The 20,042-nt window shown below is 69.6% G+C and carries 18 protein-coding genes; 10 read left to right on the top strand and 8 right to left on the bottom strand.

What is annotated here, in order from left to right:
* The first annotated feature begins 15 nt into the window (after nt 1–15).
* Nucleotides 16–2,199 carry a BTAD domain-containing putative transcriptional regulator gene (locus ACQP2O_RS19865; RefSeq protein ID WP_433187031.1) on the top strand — a complete coding sequence of 728 codons (2,184 nt, stop codon included), beginning with the start codon at nt 16–18 and terminating at the stop codon, nt 2,197–2,199.
* A 4-nt stretch (nt 2,200–2,203) separates the two neighbouring features.
* Nucleotides 2,204–2,827 (top strand): LmbU family transcriptional regulator, encoded by a 624-nt coding sequence (locus ACQP2O_RS19860; protein ID WP_433187028.1) that lies wholly within the window; start codon nt 2,204–2,206, stop codon nt 2,825–2,827.
* 173 nt (nt 2,828–3,000) lie between these two features.
* Here ACQP2O_RS19860 and ACQP2O_RS19855 read toward each other — a convergent pair whose 3' ends face one another.
* Nucleotides 3,001–3,666, bottom strand: coding sequence for an LmbU family transcriptional regulator (locus ACQP2O_RS19855; protein WP_433187025.1), 666 nt, complete (start codon nt 3,664–3,666; stop codon nt 3,001–3,003).
* 377 nt (nt 3,667–4,043) lie between these two features.
* On the opposite strand from ACQP2O_RS19855, the gene panC reads away from it, so the two are divergent.
* Genes panC through ACQP2O_RS19840 form a run of 3 tightly spaced genes read left to right on the top strand, consistent with a single transcriptional unit; the run spans nt 4,044 to nt 7,409 of the window.
* Nucleotides 4,044–4,931: a pantoate--beta-alanine ligase gene (gene panC / locus ACQP2O_RS19850; RefSeq protein ID WP_433187023.1), complete on the top strand. Its 888-nt coding sequence runs from the start codon at nt 4,044–4,046 to the stop codon at nt 4,929–4,931.
* Nucleotides 4,932–4,959: 28 nt separating this feature from the next.
* Complete coding sequence (locus ACQP2O_RS19845) at nt 4,960–6,393, top strand: tetratricopeptide repeat protein (protein WP_433187020.1); 1,434 nt, start codon at nt 4,960–4,962, stop codon at nt 6,391–6,393.
* A gap of 5 nt (nt 6,394–6,398) precedes the next feature.
* The gene (locus ACQP2O_RS19840; RefSeq protein ID WP_433191080.1) at nt 6,399–7,409 is read left to right on the top strand and encodes a ketoacyl-ACP synthase III family protein; all 1,011 of its coding nucleotides are present in this window, start codon (nt 6,399–6,401) and stop codon (nt 7,407–7,409) included.
* 119 nt (nt 7,410–7,528) lie between these two features.
* Here ACQP2O_RS19840 and ACQP2O_RS19835 read toward each other — a convergent pair whose 3' ends face one another.
* Entirely contained in the window at nt 7,529–8,356 is an 828-nt protein-coding gene (locus tag ACQP2O_RS19835; RefSeq protein WP_433187017.1) for an SAM-dependent methyltransferase, read from the bottom strand.
* Between ACQP2O_RS19835 and ACQP2O_RS19830 the strand changes: the two genes are divergently transcribed.
* The gene (locus ACQP2O_RS19830; protein ID WP_433187014.1) at nt 8,255–8,773 is read left to right on the top strand and encodes a DUF190 domain-containing protein; all 519 of its coding nucleotides are present in this window, start codon (nt 8,255–8,257) and stop codon (nt 8,771–8,773) included. The genes ACQP2O_RS19835 and ACQP2O_RS19830 overlap by 102 nt on opposite strands.
* Before the next feature lie 26 nt (nt 8,774–8,799).
* On the opposite strand, the gene ACQP2O_RS19825 is transcribed toward ACQP2O_RS19830, so the two are convergent.
* The gene (locus ACQP2O_RS19825; protein WP_433187011.1) at nt 8,800–9,351 is read right to left on the bottom strand and encodes an adenine phosphoribosyltransferase; all 552 of its coding nucleotides are present in this window, start codon (nt 9,349–9,351) and stop codon (nt 8,800–8,802) included.
* A gap of 15 nt (nt 9,352–9,366) precedes the next feature.
* Entirely contained in the window at nt 9,367–10,554 is a 1,188-nt protein-coding gene (gene metK / locus ACQP2O_RS19820) for a methionine adenosyltransferase (protein ID WP_433191078.1), read from the bottom strand.
* A gap of 604 nt (nt 10,555–11,158) precedes the next feature.
* Between metK and ACQP2O_RS19815 the strand changes: the two genes are divergently transcribed.
* Complete coding sequence (locus tag ACQP2O_RS19815; protein ID WP_433187009.1) at nt 11,159–11,800, top strand: LuxR C-terminal-related transcriptional regulator; 642 nt, start codon at nt 11,159–11,161, stop codon at nt 11,798–11,800.
* A gap of 80 nt (nt 11,801–11,880) precedes the next feature.
* Here the strand turns inward: ACQP2O_RS19815 and mtnA are convergent, their stop codons facing one another.
* Complete coding sequence (gene mtnA / locus ACQP2O_RS19810) at nt 11,881–12,930, bottom strand: S-methyl-5-thioribose-1-phosphate isomerase (protein WP_433187006.1); 1,050 nt, start codon at nt 12,928–12,930, stop codon at nt 11,881–11,883.
* A 215-nt stretch (nt 12,931–13,145) separates the two neighbouring features.
* Between mtnA and ACQP2O_RS19805 the strand changes: the two genes are divergently transcribed.
* From ACQP2O_RS19805 to ACQP2O_RS19795, 3 genes are all read left to right on the top strand, one after another.
* A complete protein-coding gene (locus ACQP2O_RS19805; RefSeq protein ID WP_433187003.1) occupies nt 13,146–13,787 on the top strand; it encodes a class II aldolase/adducin family protein in 642 nt (213 codons plus the stop codon).
* 35 nt (nt 13,788–13,822) lie between these two features.
* Entirely contained in the window at nt 13,823–15,055 is a 1,233-nt protein-coding gene (locus ACQP2O_RS19800) for an MFS transporter (protein WP_433187000.1), read from the top strand.
* Nucleotides 15,056–15,218: 163 nt separating this feature from the next.
* A complete protein-coding gene (locus tag ACQP2O_RS19795) occupies nt 15,219–15,956 on the top strand; it encodes a LuxR C-terminal-related transcriptional regulator (protein ID WP_433186997.1) in 738 nt (245 codons plus the stop codon).
* A 23-nt stretch (nt 15,957–15,979) separates the two neighbouring features.
* On the opposite strand, the gene ACQP2O_RS19790 is transcribed toward ACQP2O_RS19795, so the two are convergent.
* The 3 genes from ACQP2O_RS19790 to ahcY all read right to left on the bottom strand — a co-directional run bounded on the left by ACQP2O_RS19790 (nt 15,980) and on the right by ahcY (nt 19,991).
* Nucleotides 15,980–17,317, bottom strand: coding sequence for a cation:proton antiporter (locus ACQP2O_RS19790; RefSeq protein WP_433186994.1), 1,338 nt, complete (start codon nt 17,315–17,317; stop codon nt 15,980–15,982).
* An 81-nt stretch (nt 17,318–17,398) separates the two neighbouring features.
* Complete coding sequence (locus tag ACQP2O_RS19785) at nt 17,399–18,262, bottom strand: adenosyl-fluoride synthase (RefSeq protein ID WP_433186991.1); 864 nt, start codon at nt 18,260–18,262, stop codon at nt 17,399–17,401.
* Nucleotides 18,263–18,554: 292 nt separating this feature from the next.
* A complete protein-coding gene (gene ahcY, locus ACQP2O_RS19780) occupies nt 18,555–19,991 on the bottom strand; it encodes an adenosylhomocysteinase (RefSeq protein WP_433186988.1) in 1,437 nt (478 codons plus the stop codon).
* Nucleotides 19,992–20,042 lie beyond the last annotated feature (51 nt).

Raw genomic sequence — 20,042 nt, 5'->3', positions numbered from 1 at the left:
ACCGAGGTAGGTGGGATGGAGTTCCGAGTTCTCGGACCGCTCGAGGTCCGGGCGGACGACGGCACTCCCCTGCTCATTCGGCAGGCGAGACAGCGCGCTCTGCTGGCCGTCCTCCTCCTGCACACCAACCGGCAGATGACCGCGGACGCGCTCGTGGACGCTCTCTGGGGGGTGGGACGGCCGCGCACGTCCAGCGGCGCTCTCCGCACCCACGTCTGGGCGGTGCGACGGCTGCTGGCGCCCAGCAGCCGGCTGCACACCCGTCCGTCCGGCTACCTCCTCGAGGTCGCGCCGGAAGAGCTCGACCTGGAGCGCTTCGAGCGGCTCGTCGCGGGCGCGCGTGACCGTCTGGACGGAGGCGACGACCGGGGCGCGGTCGACCGGCTCCAGCGGGCCCTCGCCCTCTGGCGCAGTCCACCGCTCGCGGACGTCCCCGCGACGACGTCGATGATCCCGCATTTGGAACGATGGAAAGTCCAGCGCCGTACCGCCGAAGAGCTTTTGATCAATGCCGAGCTGCGGCTGGGACGGCATCGGCACCTGCTCCCCCGGTTGCGGGCGCTGGTGTCGGAGTCACCCCTCCATGAGCCTCACTGGCACCAGCTGATGCGCGCCCTGCAGCTCAGCGGACACCGCGGCGACGCCCTCGCCGCCTTCGACGAGGCGCGCGAGGTGCTGAAGGCGGGACTCGGCGTCGAACCGGGCGCCGACCTGATGCGTCTTCGCCGAGAGCTGCTCTCATCGCCGCCCGCAGCCGGCGCCGTGAGTCCCGGTCCGCCCCGCGTCCCGGCGGCCCTGACCCGCCTCTCCAGACCGGTGCCACCGTCCGCCCGCGCGGGAGCGGCGATCGCGGCTCCCCTGCAGACCCCGTACGCGCCCCGCGACTTCGTGGGCCGCGAGACGGAGCTCGCGGAGGTGGCGAGGGAGCTCACGGACGCCGGCACCTCGCCGGGAGTGGCGATCGCGGTCGTCTGCGGCCGCGCCGGCGTCGGGAAGACGGCGCTGGCCACGCGCGTCGCGCACGCCTTACGTGACCGGTTCACCGACGGCCAGGTGTACGTCGAGCTGGAGAGGGCCCACGGCGCCCGCCGCGCACCGAGCGCCGTGGTCGGCGACGTACTGCGCAGCCTCGGCATCCCGGCGCAGATCCTCCCGGAGTCGGCGGCCGGCCGCGCCGCGCTACTGCGATCACACCTCGCCGACCGGCGGATACTGCTGGTCGTCGACGACGCCTCGGCGCCGGAACAGGTCATCCCCCTGCTCCCCGGCACGCCGGGAGCCGCCGTCCTGGTGACGAGCCGAAGACGGCTCGCCGGCCTGCCGGGGGCGCGATCGCTGTCGCTCGACGCACTCGTCGCGGGCGAATCGCTCGCGCTCCTGGAGCACATCATCGGGACCCGGCGTGTCATGGCCGAGCGGGAGGCCGCCGAGCGCCTGGTCAGGGCGTGCGGCCACCTTCCCCTGGCCATCAGGATCGCGGGGGCGCGGCTGCGGAACCATGAGAGCCGGCCCATCCGGGACCTCGCCGACGCCATGATGGAGCGGCGGCGGCTGGACGAGCTGACCGTCGGGCACCTGTCCGTCCGGCGGGAGCTCGCGGCGACCTACTCCGCTCTCGGCGGGGAGGAGCGCCGCCTGTTCCGGCTCCTCGGCCTGATCACAATGCACGACCTGCCCGAATGGGCGATCGCGGCGCTGCGCGGGAAGAAGGACACCCAGCGCGTGCTGGAAGGCCTGCTCGACCATCACGTGGTGTCGTCCGAAACGGTCGACTTCACCGGGCAGCCCCGTTATCGCATGGACCCGCTGACCGCGGATTACGCACGCGAACTGCTCGATGAGGTTCCCGCAGCCGAACGCGGCGCCGCGCTGAACCGGCTCGTCAAGGGCTGGGCGGGACTGGTCCGTGCGGCCGACCACGGCTGCGTTCGAAACCCACGAGGTCCCCAGCCGCAGACGCATGGTCCGCCTCTCGACATGCCGGCCGAGCTGGCTCCGCGCGTACGGGCCGATCCGGCCCGGTGGTTGTCGATCGAACACGGCAATCTCCAGACCGTCTGCCGGCTCACGTGCGCGGAGTGGCGGCACCGGACGGCGGCGCACCTGGGCGAGTGTCCTTTCGTGGGCTCGGTCCAGCCGACAGGACGACGGCAGGGCTCCGAACGACCGGGGCTGACGCGGACGGAAGAACGCGGGTGATGTGATGGCCGGGCTGACCGACCTGCCGAGCTTCGGGGGTGCCGACCCTGGCGCGCGGCTGCTCGGTGAACACGCGCGGGCCCACCGTACGCGGCTGTCGCTTCCCGCCGATCTGCCGCTGGAGGGCTGGCAGCGGGTCGGGCAGGAGATCGTCGCGATCGCCGACGCCTCGGCCTGGTGGCTGGGCGACTGGCTCGTCTACGGTCAGAACCGCTTTCCGGAGCGCTATCGGCAGGCGGTCGCCGGGACGGGGCTCAACTACCAGACACTCCGGAACTACGCCTGGGTCGCGCGTAAGTTCGACGCCTCGTCCCGCCGGCCGGGGCTCAGCATCCAGCACCATGCGGAGGTGGCCGGGCTCAGCCCCGGCGACCGGGACGTCTGGCTCGACCGGGCGGAGCGTTTCGGCTGGTCACGCAGCAGGCTACGGCAGCATCTGCGGGCCAGCCGGGCGTCGGCGCGGCGCGATGACGGTGGCGCCGGGCGGGAGACGCTGGTGCGCGTCACGGTCGATCAGAACAGGGTCGACCGCTGGCGGCGAGCGGCCGCACTGTCGGGAAGGAGCCTGGACGACTGGGCCGCGGGCATCCTCGACGAGGCCGCCGACGAAACGGGATGCTCCACCTGACCGACCGGCCGAACGGAACGCTCCATCTGACCGACTGCCGAACGGAACACTCCGCCTGATCAGCCGCCAAATGGAAGGCTCCGCCTGATCGACCGCCGAACGGAACGCTCCGCCTGATCAGCTGCTAAAACGGAACGCTCTACCTGATCGACCGCCAAAACGGAACGCTCCACTCAGCCGCCTGCCGAAACGGAACGCTCCACCTCATCGCCCGGGGGAGGCGGCGTCGAACGCAGCGCGGTCTCCGCCGCGCCGTCCAGGGCCTCGGCGATCCACTCTGGCAACCGCCGCCCCTCCCGTTCCGCGGCGTCCCGCCATCGACGCCGCCGTTCGGTGTCGATCCGCAATGACACAGTGGCCTCCGGAGTGAGGGCTCCGCGCCGGCATCGCCGGCTGTCCTGGATGTGCTTACGCAGCCGGCTGGTGGGCCACCCCTCCTTCTCCGCGAGGTCGAGCCAGTACTCCTGCTGCTCCGCCGGCAAGCCGGCGACTTCCGCGTGGTGCTGAAGGCTCAGCGCGGCGCGCCTTCTGGACGGCGAGAACTTGCGGGCGACCCACGCGTAATTCCGTAGGGTCTGATAGTCCAGCCCGGAGTCTTCGATGGCGCGCCGGTACCGATCGGGATACCGGCCCTGTCCGTAGAGGAGCCAGTCACCGTGCCACCAGGCGGACGCGTCGCAGAGGACGACGAGCTGTTCGCCGATCTCCCGCCATGTCTCCAGCGGCAGTCTCGGCGGCAGGTTCAGCCGGGTCCTCGTCGCCGTCACCCGGCGGCCGAGAAAGATATGGCGCCCGGCCCGGCGGGCGCCCGCCGTCGCCCGGTCCTTCGTTGACGACACGATCGGTTCTCCTCGTCCGCGACTCCGCGCTCGGTCGGCGACGCAAAGGCTACGCGCGGCCGATCTTCCACCCGTCAATTCGGCGTCAATCGCCAGCTCATCGCGGTCACACGACCGCCGGGAGCCGCGAGTGGAGGGACCGCCGACAGACCTTTCCGTGTCCTGTCGGCGGGACATCGGTCGGCCTGCGGGCCGCCTCAGGCCGACCTCTGGAGACCGGTCCCCTCGCCGATCTAGCATCGAATCGCCGCGACGCTGCGCGCATCGTCGGCGGTCATGTCCCTTTCCGATCGGGCGATCTACCAGTTCGTCCGTCCGGCCACAGGCCATCGGATCGGGGATGGACGCCGGTCGGGAATACGCGAAGGAGAGCGTGTATGAGTGCGTCAGAGAAGCCGTGGTCGCTCCTTCTCGTCGATCGGATCGCGCAGCTCTCCCGAGTGCGGGCGAGCTGGTCGGCGGACGGACGCCGCGTCGCGCTCGTTCCGACGATGGGCGCGCTCCACGACGGCCACCGGGCCCTGATCAGGACCGCCCGGCGTCTGGGCGATGCGGTCGTTGTCACGATCTTCGTGAATCCGCTGCAGTTCCTCCCCGGCGAGGACTTCGACCGGTATCCGCGGCGGCTGGAAGCCGATCTGCGCACGTGCGAGGCGGAACACGCCGACCTGGTGTTCGCGCCCTCGCGCGGTGAGATCTACCCGGCCGATCCCGAGGTGAGCGTGTGCTCCGGGGCCATGGGACGCGTGCTGGAGGGCGCCACCCGCCCGGGCCATTTCGACGGCATGCTCACCGTCGTGCTCAAGTTATTGCACCTGGTCCGCCCCGACATCGCCGTGTTCGGCGAGAAGGACGGCCAGCAACTGGCCCTCATCCGCAGGATGGTGGCCGACCTCGACGTTCCGGTCCGGATCCAGAGCGAGCCGACCGTCCGGGACTCCGACGGGCTCGCGCTGTCCAGCCGGAACGCCTACCTGTCCGACGCCGAGCGGTCCTCGGCGCGTGCCCTGCCACGGGCCCTGTTCACGGGCCGTGACGCCGCCGCCGGCGGGCGGGACGCCGTCCTGCGCGCCGGTCGCAAGGTGCTCGATGACGGCGCGGCCGCGCGCCCGCCCGTCGAGCTGGACTACCTGACCCTGGTGTCGCCCGACACCTGGACCGAGATTCCGCCCGGCATGACAGGGCCGGCGGTCCTGGCCGTCGCGGCCAAGGTCGGCGATACGAGGCTCATCGACAACCTGCCCCTCGTCCTCGGACCGGAGTGACCACGCGCCGGGCCAGAACGGCGACACCATGAACCGAGAAGACAACGGCCTCGAGCTGACGGCGCCCAGCGCGGAATCGGTCGGGCGACTCGACCGCGCGCTGGACGGCCTGTTGCACTTCCGCGACGACATGCTGGACCCGATACGGCCGTTCCTGGACGGCGAGGCGTTCTTCCCGTTGGCGAAGGCGTTCGATGCCTACCTGGCCGGGTTGAGCACCGAGGCAGAGCCGGTGGCCGCGAAACGCAGGGCGTTCGCCGGGTTCCGGCGGCAGGCCGCGCGCCACCGGCTGCCCGAACGCGAGCGGCGTCACCTCAACGCGGCGTGGCGGCTCCTGACCGGCGACCTCTCCGGCACCGCCCGGGAACTGGCCGGCATCTCCCAGCGGTTCCCGCAGGACGTCCTCGCGCTCGCCGTCGGCCATCAGGTCGACTTTCTGCTGGGCGACGCCGTGACCTTACGCGACCGCGTCGGAGCGGTGCTGCCCACCTGGCCGCGGGACGACCCGCGGTATCCGAGCCTGCTCGGCATGTACGCCTTCGGCCTCGAGGAGAGCGGCCACTGGGAGTACGCCGAAGACCTGGGAATGGAGGCGGCCGACCTCGACGCCGAGGCCGTGTGGGCGATCCACGCCGTGGCCCACGTCCACGAGATGCGCGCCCGATTCGATCGGGGCGCCGAATGGCTGACCGCCCGGCGCCGGGCCTGGGACACCGCCAACCGGTTGCGCGGCCACCTCTCCTGGCACAACGGGCTCTACCTCCTGGAGGCGGGTGACGTCGACGCCGTCCTTCTGCTGTACGACCGAACGCTGCGCCCGGGGATCGCCGGGAACGCCGCGCAGGACCTCGTCAACGGCTCGTCCCTGCTGTGGCGCCTGCACCTCGAAGGAGTCGACGTCGGCGAGCGGTTCGTCCCCCAGGCGCGGGCGTGGTCACCGCTGGTCCACGAGGCGTGGTGCGCTTTCAACGACATGCACGCGGTGATGTGCCACGTCGGCTCGGGCGACCTCAGAGCCGCCGCCGCCTTGATCGCCGACCGGGAGGCGTACGTGCGAGACGGTCCGGCCGGCCTCGACAACGTGGCCGTGACCGCTGAACTCGGGCTGCCGGTGACCAGAGCGTTTCTCGCCTTCGGCCGCGGCGCGCACGATGAGGTCCTCGAACTGCTCTATCCGATTCGACGCGATCTCCGGCGCTGCGGGGGCAGCCACGCTCAGCGCGACGTCATCCACCAGACCTTGATCGAGTCTGCGGTCCGGGCCGGTCGTCTCGACGCGGCGCGGGTGCTGATCGGTGAACGCCTGGCGATCCGCCCGGACAGCCCGTTCACCTGGAGGTGGCACGCGCGGGCCGCGCTGGCGGACGGCGATCCGGAGCGGGCCGCTCAGGCACGCCGGCGCGCCGAGGACCTCGCGGCCCGCTTTGGAAGCACATCGGCCACCGGCGAGGGGATCGGGTGACGGCGATGATGTCGGGCGAGTTCTACATCGACGGCACGGGCGTCTCCATTCCCCCGGCCGTCCCCATCGACCGGGTCGTCGCCGACGGGCTCTACTCGGCGGAGGATCACGCCGAGACACAGATGCTCTCCGTCGCGATCGCGGCCGATGGGTTTCCCGCGGAGATGGCGGTCGACGCGGCACGGCAGGCGCTGGCGGCATCGGCGCACGAGCCGCCCGACATCGCGTTGACGCTGTACGCCTACATCTCCAACCAGGGCCTGCACGGCTGGCACTCGGGTGCGTTCGTGCACAGGTTCGCGGTCGGCAACTCCGCCCCGGCCATCGAGGTGGTCCAGCGGTCGAACGGCTGCATGGCCGCGCTCGATCTCGCGACGGCCTATCTGGCCGCCCGCGACGCCGGCGCGGCGCTGATCGCCACGGCCGACCGCTTCGACGACATGCCCGGCGGACGGTGGAACTACGACTACGGCCTGCTCGTTGGGGACGGCGCCACCGCGTGTGTCGTGTCGCGAGAAGGGGGCTTCGCCCGGATCCTCAGCCTGGTCTCCCACGCCGACTCCACATTCGAGGAGGTCCACCGCGGCGACTTCGCCTACATCCCCATGCAGGACATCGGCGCCACCCCGTCCTTTCGGCGACGGAAGCAGCAGTACTTCCAGAGCCATGGCCTGGCCGAGACGGTGGCGAGATTCTCGTCCGGGATCTCGACGGTCGTCACCCGCGCGCTGGACGACGCCGGCGTGCGGAGGACGGAGGTCGACCACTGGGTGCTGCCCAATGTCGGCCTTCAGGAGCTGCGCACCTACTACCTGGACGCGTTGAAGATCCCGGTGGACGCCACCCTGTGGAACTGGGGTCGGACCGTCGGCCACCTGGGCGCGGGCGATCAGATCGCGGGTCTGCACCGGTTGCGGCAGGAGGGCCGGGCGCTTCCGGGCCGGACGCTGGTCCTGCTCGGCGTCGGCGTCGGCTTCAACTTCACCTGCGCGGTCCTGCGGATCGAGGACGAGTGACCGGGCGAGCGGCCACCGGGGCCGAACGCCCGGTCCGCCGCGTCGCCCGCCGGCTCCCCGCGGGCGGCGGGAATACCGGAGGCGGGACTGCGGTCGACGGCCATGTGGCGAGTGCGCCGTCAGGCCGGGAGCACCCCGACGGCTCCGGCGACCCGTACCACCGACCCGGGGGCGTCCGGGATCTCGCCCGCCCACCGATCCGTCCCGGGCCGCCAGTCCTGGACCGCGACCAGCCCGGGATCCAGGAGTGTCATTCCTTCGAAGAAGGCGAGGATCCGCTCGTCGCTCCGGTATTTGATCTGCGCGGTCGCGCCCTGGTAGGCGTCCTCGACCCCGGCCACGACCTCGGGTGCGGTGCCCTCAGTGGAGGAGTGGGACAGCACCAGGCGGCTCCCGGGAGCCATGGGGCCGCGGAGCACGCGCAGCAGGCCCCACGGATCCTTGTCGTCCGGGACGAACTGCAGCACGGCCGTGACGACCAGCGCGACCGGCCGCGACCAGTCGACCAGTGGTTCGAGATCTTCAAGGATCGCCCACGGGTCCAGGGCGTCACCCCGCAGGAGCGCCCCTCGCCCGCGGGTAAGCGCCGACGACCGGCCGCGCGCCACGACCATCGGATCGTTGTCGACACCGACCACCAGGATGCCGGGATCGACACCCCAGGCGGCGCTGAACGCGCTGGGGTCGTTCGGCATGCCGCAGCCGATGTCGACGATCTGTCGGATCCCGGCCCGTGCGGCGTTCTCCACCGCCCGCACCATGAAGGCACGGTTGAACCGGGCCACCGGTTTGGCCCAGGGCGTCCTGGCGATGACGCGCGCGGCCGCCTCCTCATCGACCGGGAAGTGGTCGGTCCCGTCCAGGTACGCGTCGTAGATCCGGGCGACGCTCGCGACGCCGGGGTCCGGCTCGGCATCGCCGGCGGGCCGTTCCCGAGGATCATCCACTGCCGAACCTCCGAGTTCTCATCGACGTGCGACAGAGCCGCACCGCACTCTCATGACCTGCTATTTCAGGGAGTCGTCATCTCCGGCACGCGGTCCCGTATCTACCGTCTGACGATCATCGTCCGCCGATCCGACGAACACGATGGCCGGCCGCTCTACGCGGAGGTGGTCCGCCGGGCGCGGAAGGCGGGGCTGGCGGGCGCCACGGTGACGGCCGCCATCGACGGCTTCACGCATCCCGGCGACGAACGCCGGCGCACGTGGTTACGCGTCGGTCGCAACGCTCCCGCCGTGATCACGATCGTCGACGTGGAGCCGCGCATCCGGAGCTTCTTGACGGATCTCGACGATGTCCTCGACGACGCGGTCGCCCTCCTGGAGGAGGTCCAGGTGCGCCCGCTGCCGGACACGCGGTGACCGGCAGCGGCACACCGAGGCTCGGGTCAGACGGTGAGGATCGACAGCACGCGGTCCGGGGCGAGCCGCCGCACCCCCTCCAGGGCCCCGATGTCCAGGACGACGGCATGACCCGTGACGTCCGCGCCGTCGTGGCGAACGAGCTCCGCGGTCGCCTCGAGCGTGCCGCCGGTGGCGAGTACGTCGTCCACCACCAGCGCGCGCTCACCGGCGCGCATGGCTCCCTGCTGTATCTCGAGCACGGCCGTGCCGTACTCCAACCCGTACTCCACGGAATGGACCGGGCCCGGGAGCTTGCCCTTCTTCCGGGCGAGGACGAGGGGACGACCGGCGACCTGGGCGACGGCGGTCCCCAGGACGAACCCTCGCGCCTCGACCGCGACCACCCTGTCGAACTCGTGCCGGAAGCCGGCCACCATGGCATCGGCTATGTCGCGCACGAGCGACGGGACGGCCAGCACCCCGCACAGATCCTGGAACAGGATGCCCGCGCTGGGGAAGTCCGGGACCACGCGCAGGTGGTCGGACAGGCGGCGCCGGAGCGCGCTGAGATCGGAGGTCGTGGCGGCTTCTGTCATGACGTTCTCCTTCTTTCAGGGCCGGACGACCTCGCGGAGCGCGTCGACGCGGTCGGTCCGTTCCCAGGTGAACTCCGGAAGGTCACGACCGAAGTGACCGTACGCCGCCGTCGGTCCGTAGATGGGCCGCAGCAGTTCGAGATCGCGGATGATGGCGGCGGGACGAAGGTCGAACACCTCGTTGACGGCGTCCTGGATCCGGCGCACGGGGACCTTCTCCGTGCCGAAGCACTCGATGAAGAGGCCGACCGGGTGGGCCTTGCCGATCGCGTACGCGACCTGCACCTCACACCGGCCCGCCAGGCCGGCGGCGACGATGTTCTTGGCGACCCATCGCATCGCGTACGCGCCGGACCGGTCGACCTTCGACGGGTCCTTCCCGGAGAAGGCGCCGCCACCGTGACGTGCCATTCCGCCGTACGAATCGATGATGATCTTGCGGCCGGTCAGTCCCGCGTCCCCCATCGGGCCGCCGATCTCGAAACGGCCGGTCGGATTCACCAGGAGCCGGAAGTCCGAGGTGTTGAGTTCGAGCCGCTCGACCTCCGGTCGCACGACGTGCTCGGCGATGTCCTTGGTGATGGTCGGGTCGACGGCCACCTCCGGCCCGTGCTGGGTCGAGACCACCACGCTGTCCAGCCGGACCGGGTGATCGCCGTCGTAGGCGATGGTGACCTGCGTCTTGCCGTCGGGACGGAGGTAGGGCACCAGGCCGTCGCGGCGGACGCGGGCGAGCCGCTGGGCGAGCCGATGCGCCAAGGTGATCGGCAGCGGCATGAGTTCGAGCGTCTCCGTGCAGGCGTAGCCGAACATCATCCCCTGGTCGCCCGCGCCCTGCCGGTCGAGTTCGTCGTTCCGGCCCGTCCGCGCCTCCTGGGAGGTCTCCACGCCCTGGGCGATGTCGGGCGACTGGCTCCCGATCGAGACGGCGACGCCGCACGTCGCACCGTCGAATCCCATGGCCGAGGAGTCATAGCCGATGGCGAGGATCGTCCGCCGGATCGTCTCTTCGAGCTGCGCCGGCCGTTCCGTCGCCTCGCCCGCCACGTGCACGAATCCAGTCGTGATCAACGTTTCGATCGCCGCGCGGTTGGCCGGGTCTCTCGCGATCATCGCGTCGACGATCGCGTCGCTCACCTGATCCGCGATCTTGTCCGGGTGACCTTCGGTCACCGATTCTGAGGTAAAAAGGCGATCGGACATCACATCACTCCATTCTGAATTCACGGCTGACCGGAACTCTCACGGCCGAATTTCAATTGTGACGTCGCCGGTCGAAGCGTATTGCGGACGACCGCCCCGCGACCATCACCGTGATGTCACAACCGGAATTGCACCAACGACACATCGGTAGTGCGCGCTTCGTTCATCGATCACAACGACACGGGCCGGCCGACGGATACTCCGCTCTTTTCATCCGAATGCGATTTGGCATCATCAACCAACCGCGGTCGCCGGAATCACACGGACATCACCCCGACGAGCAGGAATCGCGTGACCGTTTCGCGGATCGTTTGATCCGGCCGGGGAGCAACTCGATACTCCGCCGATCACACACGTTGCGAATTGCTTGCCGGGTGGGTGATCTCGAGCGCATCGACACACGTCACCACCGGAATCTTCTCATCCTGGGATGTTGTCAGCTCTGCGCAACATATGGACTATATGCTCGCACGGACGAATCACGGGAAACCCGAACTCGGGACCGAATCCCACCAGCCGTAGCCGATCAACGGCATACCGTCATGGCCTTGCCGACCGCCGTCTCCACTGAACAGGAAGGCCGCCCATGGAAAGTGGCGCGAACATGATCAAGGTAGGCATTGTCGATCGATCCATGCTTTTTCGCGCCGGACTGGCAAGGATGTTGAACGCAGAGCCCGATATCGACGTGATGATGGAGGCATATCTCGGCGACGACGTGGCCGTGCCACTGCGCGCCGAACCACCCGATGTCCTCCTGGTGGACGGCGGCGATTCGGGCACGGAGGCCGCTCGGCTCATCCAGGTTGCGAGACAGGCGTCACCCGCGGCGAAGGTCGTGGTCCTCGCCATGCACGACCGGCCTCGCGTCGTGGAGACGCTGCTCAGCGCGGGTGCTCGCGCGTACGTGTTGAAGAGCACGTCACCGGAGGAGCTGATAACCGTGATCCGCACTCTTCACCGCGAGGTGGACCGGGTGATCCTCTCGGTGTCACAGGACACCCTCAACATGCTCAAGGAGGACGACAACGCTCTCCTGTCACCCCGGGAGAGAGAAGTGATATCACTCGTGTACTCGGGAATGCGGAATGCGGAGATAGCCGAGCGCCTGTTCATCGCGGAAGGCACGGTCAAGCGGCACCTCACCAACATATACGCCAAATTAGGAGCGGCCTCCAGAATGGACGCGGTGAACAAGGCGGTGGCGATCGGCCTGCTCTTCCCGGAGGACCCCGTCCTGAAGTGAACCGACCGCGCCGCCGGCCGTGCGCGAGGCCCTGTCGACCCGGCCCGTCACGACCGGCGCGCCGCCGCCGAACCGCGCCGTCACGACCGGGCGGCGCCCGGCTCGGCCGTCGCCGTAGAGCCTCGCACCGGGGGCTCGCCGGCGATGACCCTGCGCTCCGTGACGATGGCCGTGATGAGTTCCGCCGGGGTGATGTCGAAGGCGAAGTTGACGGCTCTGGTGCCCTCCGGCGCGACGCGCCGGCCGGCGACGTGGGTGACCTCGGCCTCCGACCGCCGCTCCACCGGGATCGACGCGCCGGTCGGCGTCGCCGGGTCGATCGTCGACTCCGGCGCGGCGACGAGGAAGGGGATCCGCGCACGGTGTGCCGCCAGGGCCAGGCCGTAGGTGCCGATCTTGTTGGCGACATCGCCGTTGGCGGCGATCCGGTCGGCGCCGACGACGACGGCGTCGACGAGCCCTTGGGCGAGCACGAACGGACCGGCCCCATCGGGCACGAGCTGATGCGCGATCCCCGCCCTTGCCAGCTCCCAGCAGGTCAGCCGGCTGCCCTGGAGCAGCGGCCGCGTCTCGTCGACGATCACGTTCGCCAGCCTGCCGCGCTCGTGGAGGGTTCGGATGACGCCCAGCGCGGTGCCCCACTCGACGCAGGCCAGGGCACCGGTGTTGCAGTGCGTGTGCACGCGCAGCCGTCCGTCGCACAGTGCCGTCAGATGGGCGGCGCCACGGTCGCCGATCTCCCGGTTGGCCGCGGCGATGCGCGCCACGGTCGTGACGGCGGCCGTCTCCGCCGCGGCGATGCCGCGCCGCAGCGCCGGCAGGACCTCCTCGACGCCCCATTCCAGGTTCACGGCCGTCGGGCGGGCCCACCGGATACGGTCGATCTCCGTCCGCAGCCGCTCCGAACTCCAGCCGGAGCGTTCGCCCTGTACGGCGGCGAGCACGACGCCGAGCGCCCCGGCGGCCCCGAGCATCGGGGCGCCACGGATCGCCAGGCGCACGATGGCGTCGATCAGCTCGTCCACCGTGGTGATGGACAGCCGTCGCTCGGCATACGGCAAAACGGTCTGATCGATGCAGATGATTTGGTCGTGCCGCCATTCGATCGCGGCGTCGCCTGCGTGCACCATTGCCTCCTGCTCGTCCCAGCGTAATTCTCCGCTGACGTACAGCAGTGCACATCCGCCGTAATGATGGTCTTCAATCCGCCATCCGCATGTTCAGCACTCGGCATGGTCCTCAGGAATGACGTATCCCGAACTATGGACAATGGTCGGTTAACTGTGTAGGACTCGGAAGAGCGCGCCATTGCCATCGTGGAGCGTTCTTTCCTGAGAGGAGCGTCATGTTGCTCGGTGAGGTCCGCGAAGAGATCGTGGAGGTATGCCGACGCCTGTCCGACGCCGGCCTCCTGCCGGGCACCGCCGGCAACGTGAGCGTACGCGTCGGCGATCACGTCGCCGTGACCCCGAGCGGGCTGGACTACGCGCGGATGACGGCGGACCTGGTCGGCGTTCACCTGCTCGACGGGACCCCGGTGGAGGCCCCCTTGGCGCCGACCTCGGAGATGCCGCTGCACCTGGCGGTGTACGCGGCGACGGAGACGTCGGCCATCGTGCACACTCACTCCACGGCGGCGACCGTGCTGTCGACGCTGGTCGACGAGCTTCCGGCCATCCACTACATGGTCGCGCTGTTCGACGGGCCGGTCCCGGTCACGCCCTATGCGACGTACGGCACTCCGGAGCTCGCGGACAACGCGGTCCGCGCGCTGCGCGGATCGGCCGGGTGCATCCTCGGGAATCACGGCACCGTGACGATCGGGCCGGATCTGCGCACCGCGTGCACGCGGAACGAATATCTGGAATGGGTGAGCGAGCTGTACCTGCGGGCGGCGAGCGTCGGACGGCCACGGCTCCTGGACGCCGAAGAGATCAAGCGGGTGGCCGACAAGCTGTCCGGCTACGGGCAGGAACCACCACGGTGACCGATCCGCTCCGACGCGCCTGCTGAGGGAGAACGATGCCCGGTCCGAACGGTGTCGCCGGCCGAGCCTGGGCGAGGGCGGCCTTCGCGATGTTCGGCGTCGGATGGGGGGCCAACCAGTTCGCGCCCATGCTCACGGTCTACCGGATCCGCGACGGTCTCTCCGAGGCGTCGGTGACCGCGATGTACGGCGTGTACGCCCTGGGGCTGATCCCCTCCCTGCTCGTCGCCGGACCGTACTCCGACCGGCGGGGCCGTCGTGTCGTGCTCCGTCCGGTGGTGGTGCTGTCGGTGGCCGCCTCGCTCGTCCTGATCGCGGGCGCCGACCGGCCCTGGCTCCTGTACCTCGGCAGGTTCCTCGCGGGCGTCGCGTCCGGTAGCGCCTTCAGCGCGGGAAGCGCGTGGGTCAAGGAGCTCTCGGAGGGCGCGCCGGACGGGGCGGGCGCGCGCCGGGCGACGGTCGCGCTGTCCGCGGGTTTCGGCGGCGGCCCGTTCTGCGCCGGACTGGTGGCGCAGTGGCTGCCGCATCCGCGGGTGCTGCCGTACGTGGTACACATCGCGCTGATGGCACTGGTCATCGGCGCGGTCTGGATGGCACCGGAGACGGTGTCGCCGGACCGCGCCCGCCGGAGCGCGCGGCGACGCCTTCTCCCCCGCTCGGCCCGGCACCCGCGCTTCACGCGAGCGGTGGCCCCATGGTCGCCTTGGGTCTTCGGCACGGCGACGATCGGCTTCGCGACGCTCCCGGCGCTGGTCGCCCGGCACGCCGGGGGTGTTCCGATCGCCTTCAACGGCGCGATGACCGGCCTGACGCTCCTCTCGGGCATTCTCAGCCAGCCGCCCGCGCGGTGGCTCGCCGGGCGCGGCCACACGCTTCCGCCGGTGGCCGGCCTGCTCGCCGCCGTCGCCGGTCTCGGCCTGTCCGCCGTCGTCGCGGTCGTCCCCTATCCCTGGTACGCGCTGCCCGCGGCGGTACTCCTGGGCGCGGGGTACGGCATCCTGCTGGTGTCGGGGCTCTGGGAGGTGGAGCGGCTGGCCGACGAGGACGAGCTCGCGGCCCTGGTGGCGATCTTCTATGCCCTCATCTACCTCGGCTTCGCGGTCCCCTTCCTCATCGCGGTCCTCGCGGCGCGGATCGGGTACGTCGGTTGCTTCCTGTCCGGCGCCGCGATCGTGGCCGCGAGCGTCGTCCCCACGATCCGGGCCCTGCGCGCACACCCGGCACCGAGGGCGCACGAGCGCCTGACCGACCAGGCCGACGTGCGATAGGAGAATCGGGGCATCGCCCCTGGTGCCACCTTGATTCGCCGAATGTCGCTGCCCGATGTTCCTTTCGTTACATATCGCGGGAATTCCTTGTACCGGCCTTCGCCCTGACGTAATGTCGCAGTGTCATTCTCCGACCCGCGGCGACGAATTGTTGAGGGCCGACGTGAATGTCCTGCTATGCGATGAGCAATCCCTAGTACGCAGCGGCCTTTGCCGCATCTTCGAGAATGAGGGCGACATAAAGGTGGTGGCCGAAGCGGCGAATGGCCGCGACGCGCTCGAACTCGTCGCCAGGCTGCGCCCTGATGTGGTCCTCACCGACACGCGTCTGTCCGGCATCGGCGGTGTCGAGCTGGCGCGCCGGGTGACCCGGGCGCCTCACCCTGCGCCGCTCCAGGTCGTATTCCTGGCGCAGGCACTCGACCGCTCCTCCGTGCTGTCGGGTCTGCGCGCCGGTGGCCGTGGATTCGTTCTGAAGAGCGATCCGAGCGACGACATCGTGACGGCGGTACGCTCCGCGGCGGCCGGGCACACGGTCTTCTCCTCCGTCGTCTCCGAACTGTTCTTTCCGCACCTGCTGCGTTGCCCGGAACCGGGCGAGGCTGTCCTTCCTTCCGGGCTCGACCGGCTCACCGGACGGGAGATCGAGGTATTGGGACTCCTCGCCGAGGGGATGAGCAATAACGAGATCGCGGAAACGCTCGCGCTTTCTCCGGCCACGGTCAAATCGCACATTTCGCGCTTGCTGGCTAAATTGAATCTCCGCGACCGGGCCCAGGCCATCGTCGCCGCATATCGCTCGGGGCTGGCGAGGCCGGACGCGGCGCGCGACGCCCGGCCCCTCGGTCTCGTCTCATCACCGGCGGGCACCCTCGCGGACGGCACCGAGCCCATCATGTGACCCCGGGTCGCACCCGCCCGGCATCACCGGATGAGTTCTTCGTCCGGAACCGGCGTCTCCAGAGACTCTCTGCGCCGGACGAACGTGCGGTCCAGCCAGAAGCCGGCGATCTGCGAGGTGAAGATGGACAACAGGATGAGCGCGGTGAAGAACTTCTCGTTGACCAGCCCGGCGGCGAACGTGACGCTGGCGAGCACGATCCCCGGCCCGCCCCTGGCGTTCATGGCCACGGCCAGGCCGACCGACGACCGGCTGTCCTCGCCGGCGAGCCGGGCGCCGGCCCACACGGACGCCGCCTTGACGATGCACGCGACGACGAAGAACCAGCAGAAGAAGACCACGTCGACATTGCGGATCAGGTCGAGCTGCAGTCCGACGATGGCGAAGTAGATCGGGATGAAGAACGCCAGGGAGAACTGCTTGAGCGAGGCCCACGCCTGGGCGCGGGCGATCCGGGCCGACTCGTCCGGTACCGCGTCGGCGCGACCACAGGCGATGCCGGCCATCAACGCACCGAAGATCGAGTTGATGCCGAGCCCCATGCAGATGAGCGCCATGCCCAGCAGCACCAGCAGCCGGAAGGCCGTCGGGCTGCGCTGCTCGAGGAAGTTGGCGCGGCTGTTCACGAGCGCCCGGACGAGCCGGCCGCCCCAGGCGAGCGTGCAGCCGAGATAGACCAGGCTGATGGCGATGTAGTAGACCCCGGTGAGGGTGACCGAGTGGGATCCGACGGCGGCCCACAGCCCGTACGTCTGCTGTGACTTGGCCTGCGCGAGGCCGAGCACCACGGCGAGCATGACGTACAGCGCGATGTCCTCCAGGACCGCCACGGTGAGGACCACCCGGGAGAACGCCGTGTCGAGGATCCCGAGGTCCATGAGGATCCGGGAGATGACCGGGATGCTGGTGACCGCGATGGCGATCCCGAAGATCAGGGCGAACGTCGTTCCCGAGCCGTGCGGGCCCGAGAACCGCCGGAAGTCCAGCAGGGGCGCGATCAGCGCCCCGACGGCGAACGGCACCATCAGGCCGACCGCCGTGATCGACAGGACGGTGCGGCGTTCGGCCGGCCCCGCGCGGAACCGCAGTTCGGTGCCGACCAGGAACATCAGAAGGAGCAGTCCGAGCTGGTAGATCGCGCCCAGCACTCCCCCCGTCACGCCGGAGGCGAACAGATGCCGGGTGGAGCCGTGCACCAGGGCGCCGAGCACGGTGGGCCCGAGCAGGAGCCCGCCCGCGATCTCGCCGATCACCGGCGGCTGGTGCAGCGCGGCGAACAGGTATCCCATGGTGTGCGCGGCCAGCAGAAGAAGAGCCAGGGCGATCACGAGACCGGCCACGTCGGCCGTTGAGAGGGACATCTTTCTCTCCCTGGAAGACGGATCCGCCCGCACCCTCGCGGGCGCGGGCGGACCGCTGAAAGGTGGACGCCGCGGAGCGGCTCAGCCGATCTGCACTCGGACGCTGATGCCGTCCTTGAGGTTGTACGGGTAGGCCAGGCTGGCGGCGTTGCGCGCCAGGGACAGGTAGCCGCGGCTGTTGAGGTAGGCGACGGGCTCACCGATCTCGCCCGCGTCCGCGAAGGTCGGCGAGAGCGGAAGGATGAACGGGAGCACGCCGTCGAGCGTGATCGTCAGCTGGGTCCCGTATCCGACGCCGAGCTTCTCCAGGTCCCTGCGGTGCACGTTGGTCCACACGTTGCCGAACGGGTGGTCGATCGCCGTGACGATGCCGTTCAGCCCGCCATCGGCGGCCTGGGCCGGCGTGGCCCGGTCGTAGCGTACGATCTCGTGATCCTCCAGTCGGCGGCCGACCTCTTCCAGTGGGAAGCCCGCCGCGAGGTGAGCGGAGGGGACCGCCACCATTTCCCGGCTGTAGAACGTCGGCTCCGGCTGCTCCGGAATGACCTTGGTCGACGACACCTCGTACGCCTCGACGTAACCGTGCTCCTCGATCACGGTGGTGAGCAGGCCGTTGTTGGGGGCGATGTAGATGTAGGAACCCTCGGCGCGCTCGAAGCCCGCGCCGGAGCCCGCCCACTGTCCACGGGCACCGCCCTTGGCGGCCTGCTTGATCCGCAGCGCCACCGATCGGGTCGTGGTGCCGGTGGCCGGGTACGTCGTCGTCGCGAACACGGTCCCCTCCGGGAAGAACCGCGGCAGGTCCACGATGTACCGAGCGCCTTCCACGACGTCCCACGGGGTCATGGAGTGGCAGACGTCGACGATGGTGACGGTCGGGCAGATGCTCATCATGAGACCTTTACACTGGGCGACCGAATCATCGGTCGTTCCCAGGTCACTCATGAAAGCGATGATCGGTCGTCGGCTTCCGTTCTCCACCATTGAGAACTCCCCTTCCCGTTTTGCTGGGGTCCATTTCGGTGCCCCACGAAGAACGCTATGCCGCCCGTTACTACCAGGGCAATTGCATGGTCGTCGCAAGCCGCAGGCCCCGATTGGTCGTATTCCCCTCGACGAAGGTCACATTGTCACTACTACTCGGCGTTAACGCACGGCGTGCCCATTAACGGAAGGGGCACAACGGCCAAAGGCCCGGGCGGATGTCCCATCCGCCCGGGCCGCTTCGGCCGCGCGCTCAGTAGCGGTAGTGGTCCGGCTTGTACGGGCCCTCGACGTCGACGCCGATGTAGGCGGCCTGCTCCTTGGTCAGCGTGGTCAGCTTCACGCCGAGCGCGTCGAGGTGGAGCCGCGCCACCTTCTCGTCGAGGTGCTTGGGCAGCACGTGGACACCGAGTGGATAGGCGTCCCTCCGGGTGAACAGCTCGATCTGCGCGATCACCTGGTTGGTGAAGGAGTTCGACATGACGAACGACGGATGGCCGGTCGCGTTGCCGAGGTTGAGCAGGCGCCCCTCACTGAGCACGATGATCATGCGGCCGTCCGGGAAGACCCACTCGTCGACCTGGGGTTTGACGTTGATCCGCCGGATCCCCGGGATCTTCGCCAGGCCGGCCATGTCGATCTCGTTGTCGAAGTGGCCGATGTTGCCGACGATCGCCTGGTGCTTCATCCGCTCCATGTGGTCGGCGCGGATGATGTCGGTGTTGCCGGTCGTCGTCACGAAGATGTCGGCGATCTCGACGACGTCCTCCAGGGTCGAGACCTGGAAACCGTCCATCGCGGCCTGCAGCGCGCAGATCGGGTCGATCTCGGTGACGATGACGCGGGCGCCCTGGCCACGCAGCGACTCCGAACAGCCCTTGCCGACGTCGCCGTAACCGCAGACGACGGCGACCTTGCCGCCGATCAGCACGTCGGTCGCGCGGTTGATGCCATCGATCAGCGAGTGCCGGCAGCCGTACTTGTTGTCGAACTTCGACTTGGTGACGGAGTCGTTGACGTTGATCGCCGGGAACAGCAGCCCGCCGTTCCTGTGCATCTCGTAGAGACGGTGCACGCCGGTCGTGGTCTCCTCCGTCACGCCCCTGATGCCCGCCGCGAGCTCCCGCCACCGGCCCGGCGCCTCGCCGATGCTCCGGCGGAGTGCGGCGAGGATGACCTTCCACTCCTCCGGGTCCTCCTCGGCGGCCGATGGCACCGTGCCGGCCGTGTCGTACTCGGCGCCCTTGTGGACGAACAGGGTCGCGTCGCCGCCGTCGTCGAGGATCATGTTCGGGCCGTCACCACCGGGCCAGGTGAGCGCCTGCTCGGTGCACCACCAGTACTCCTCCAGCGTCTCGCCCTTCCAGGCGAACACCGGAACGCCCTGCGGGTCGTCCAGGGTGCCGTTCGCGCCGACGACGACCGCGGCGGCCGCGTGGTCCTGGGTGGAGAAGATGTTGCAACTCGCCCAGCGGACCTCGGCACCGAGCGCGACCAGCGTCTCGATCAGCACCGCGGTCTGGATCGTCATGTGCAGCGAGCCCATGACCTTCGCGCCACGCAGCGGCCGGGCCTCGGCGTACTCCTTACGGACCGCCATGAGACCCGGCATCTCATGCTCCGCGAGTTGGATCTCCTTGCGGCCGAACGCCGCCAGCGATAGATCGGCGACCTTGAACTCCGTCAGCACATCGAACCCCTCTCCTAGGCGTGCAAAGGGTCACCGAGGTCACGCTATTGG

It is taken from the genome of Actinoallomurus sp. CA-150999, assembly GCF_050942425.1.
Classification (GTDB): domain Bacteria; phylum Actinomycetota; class Actinomycetes; order Streptosporangiales; family Streptosporangiaceae; genus Actinoallomurus.
Note: the sequence above shows the minus strand (reverse complement) of the source record. Positions and strands in the feature narration are given on the sequence as shown.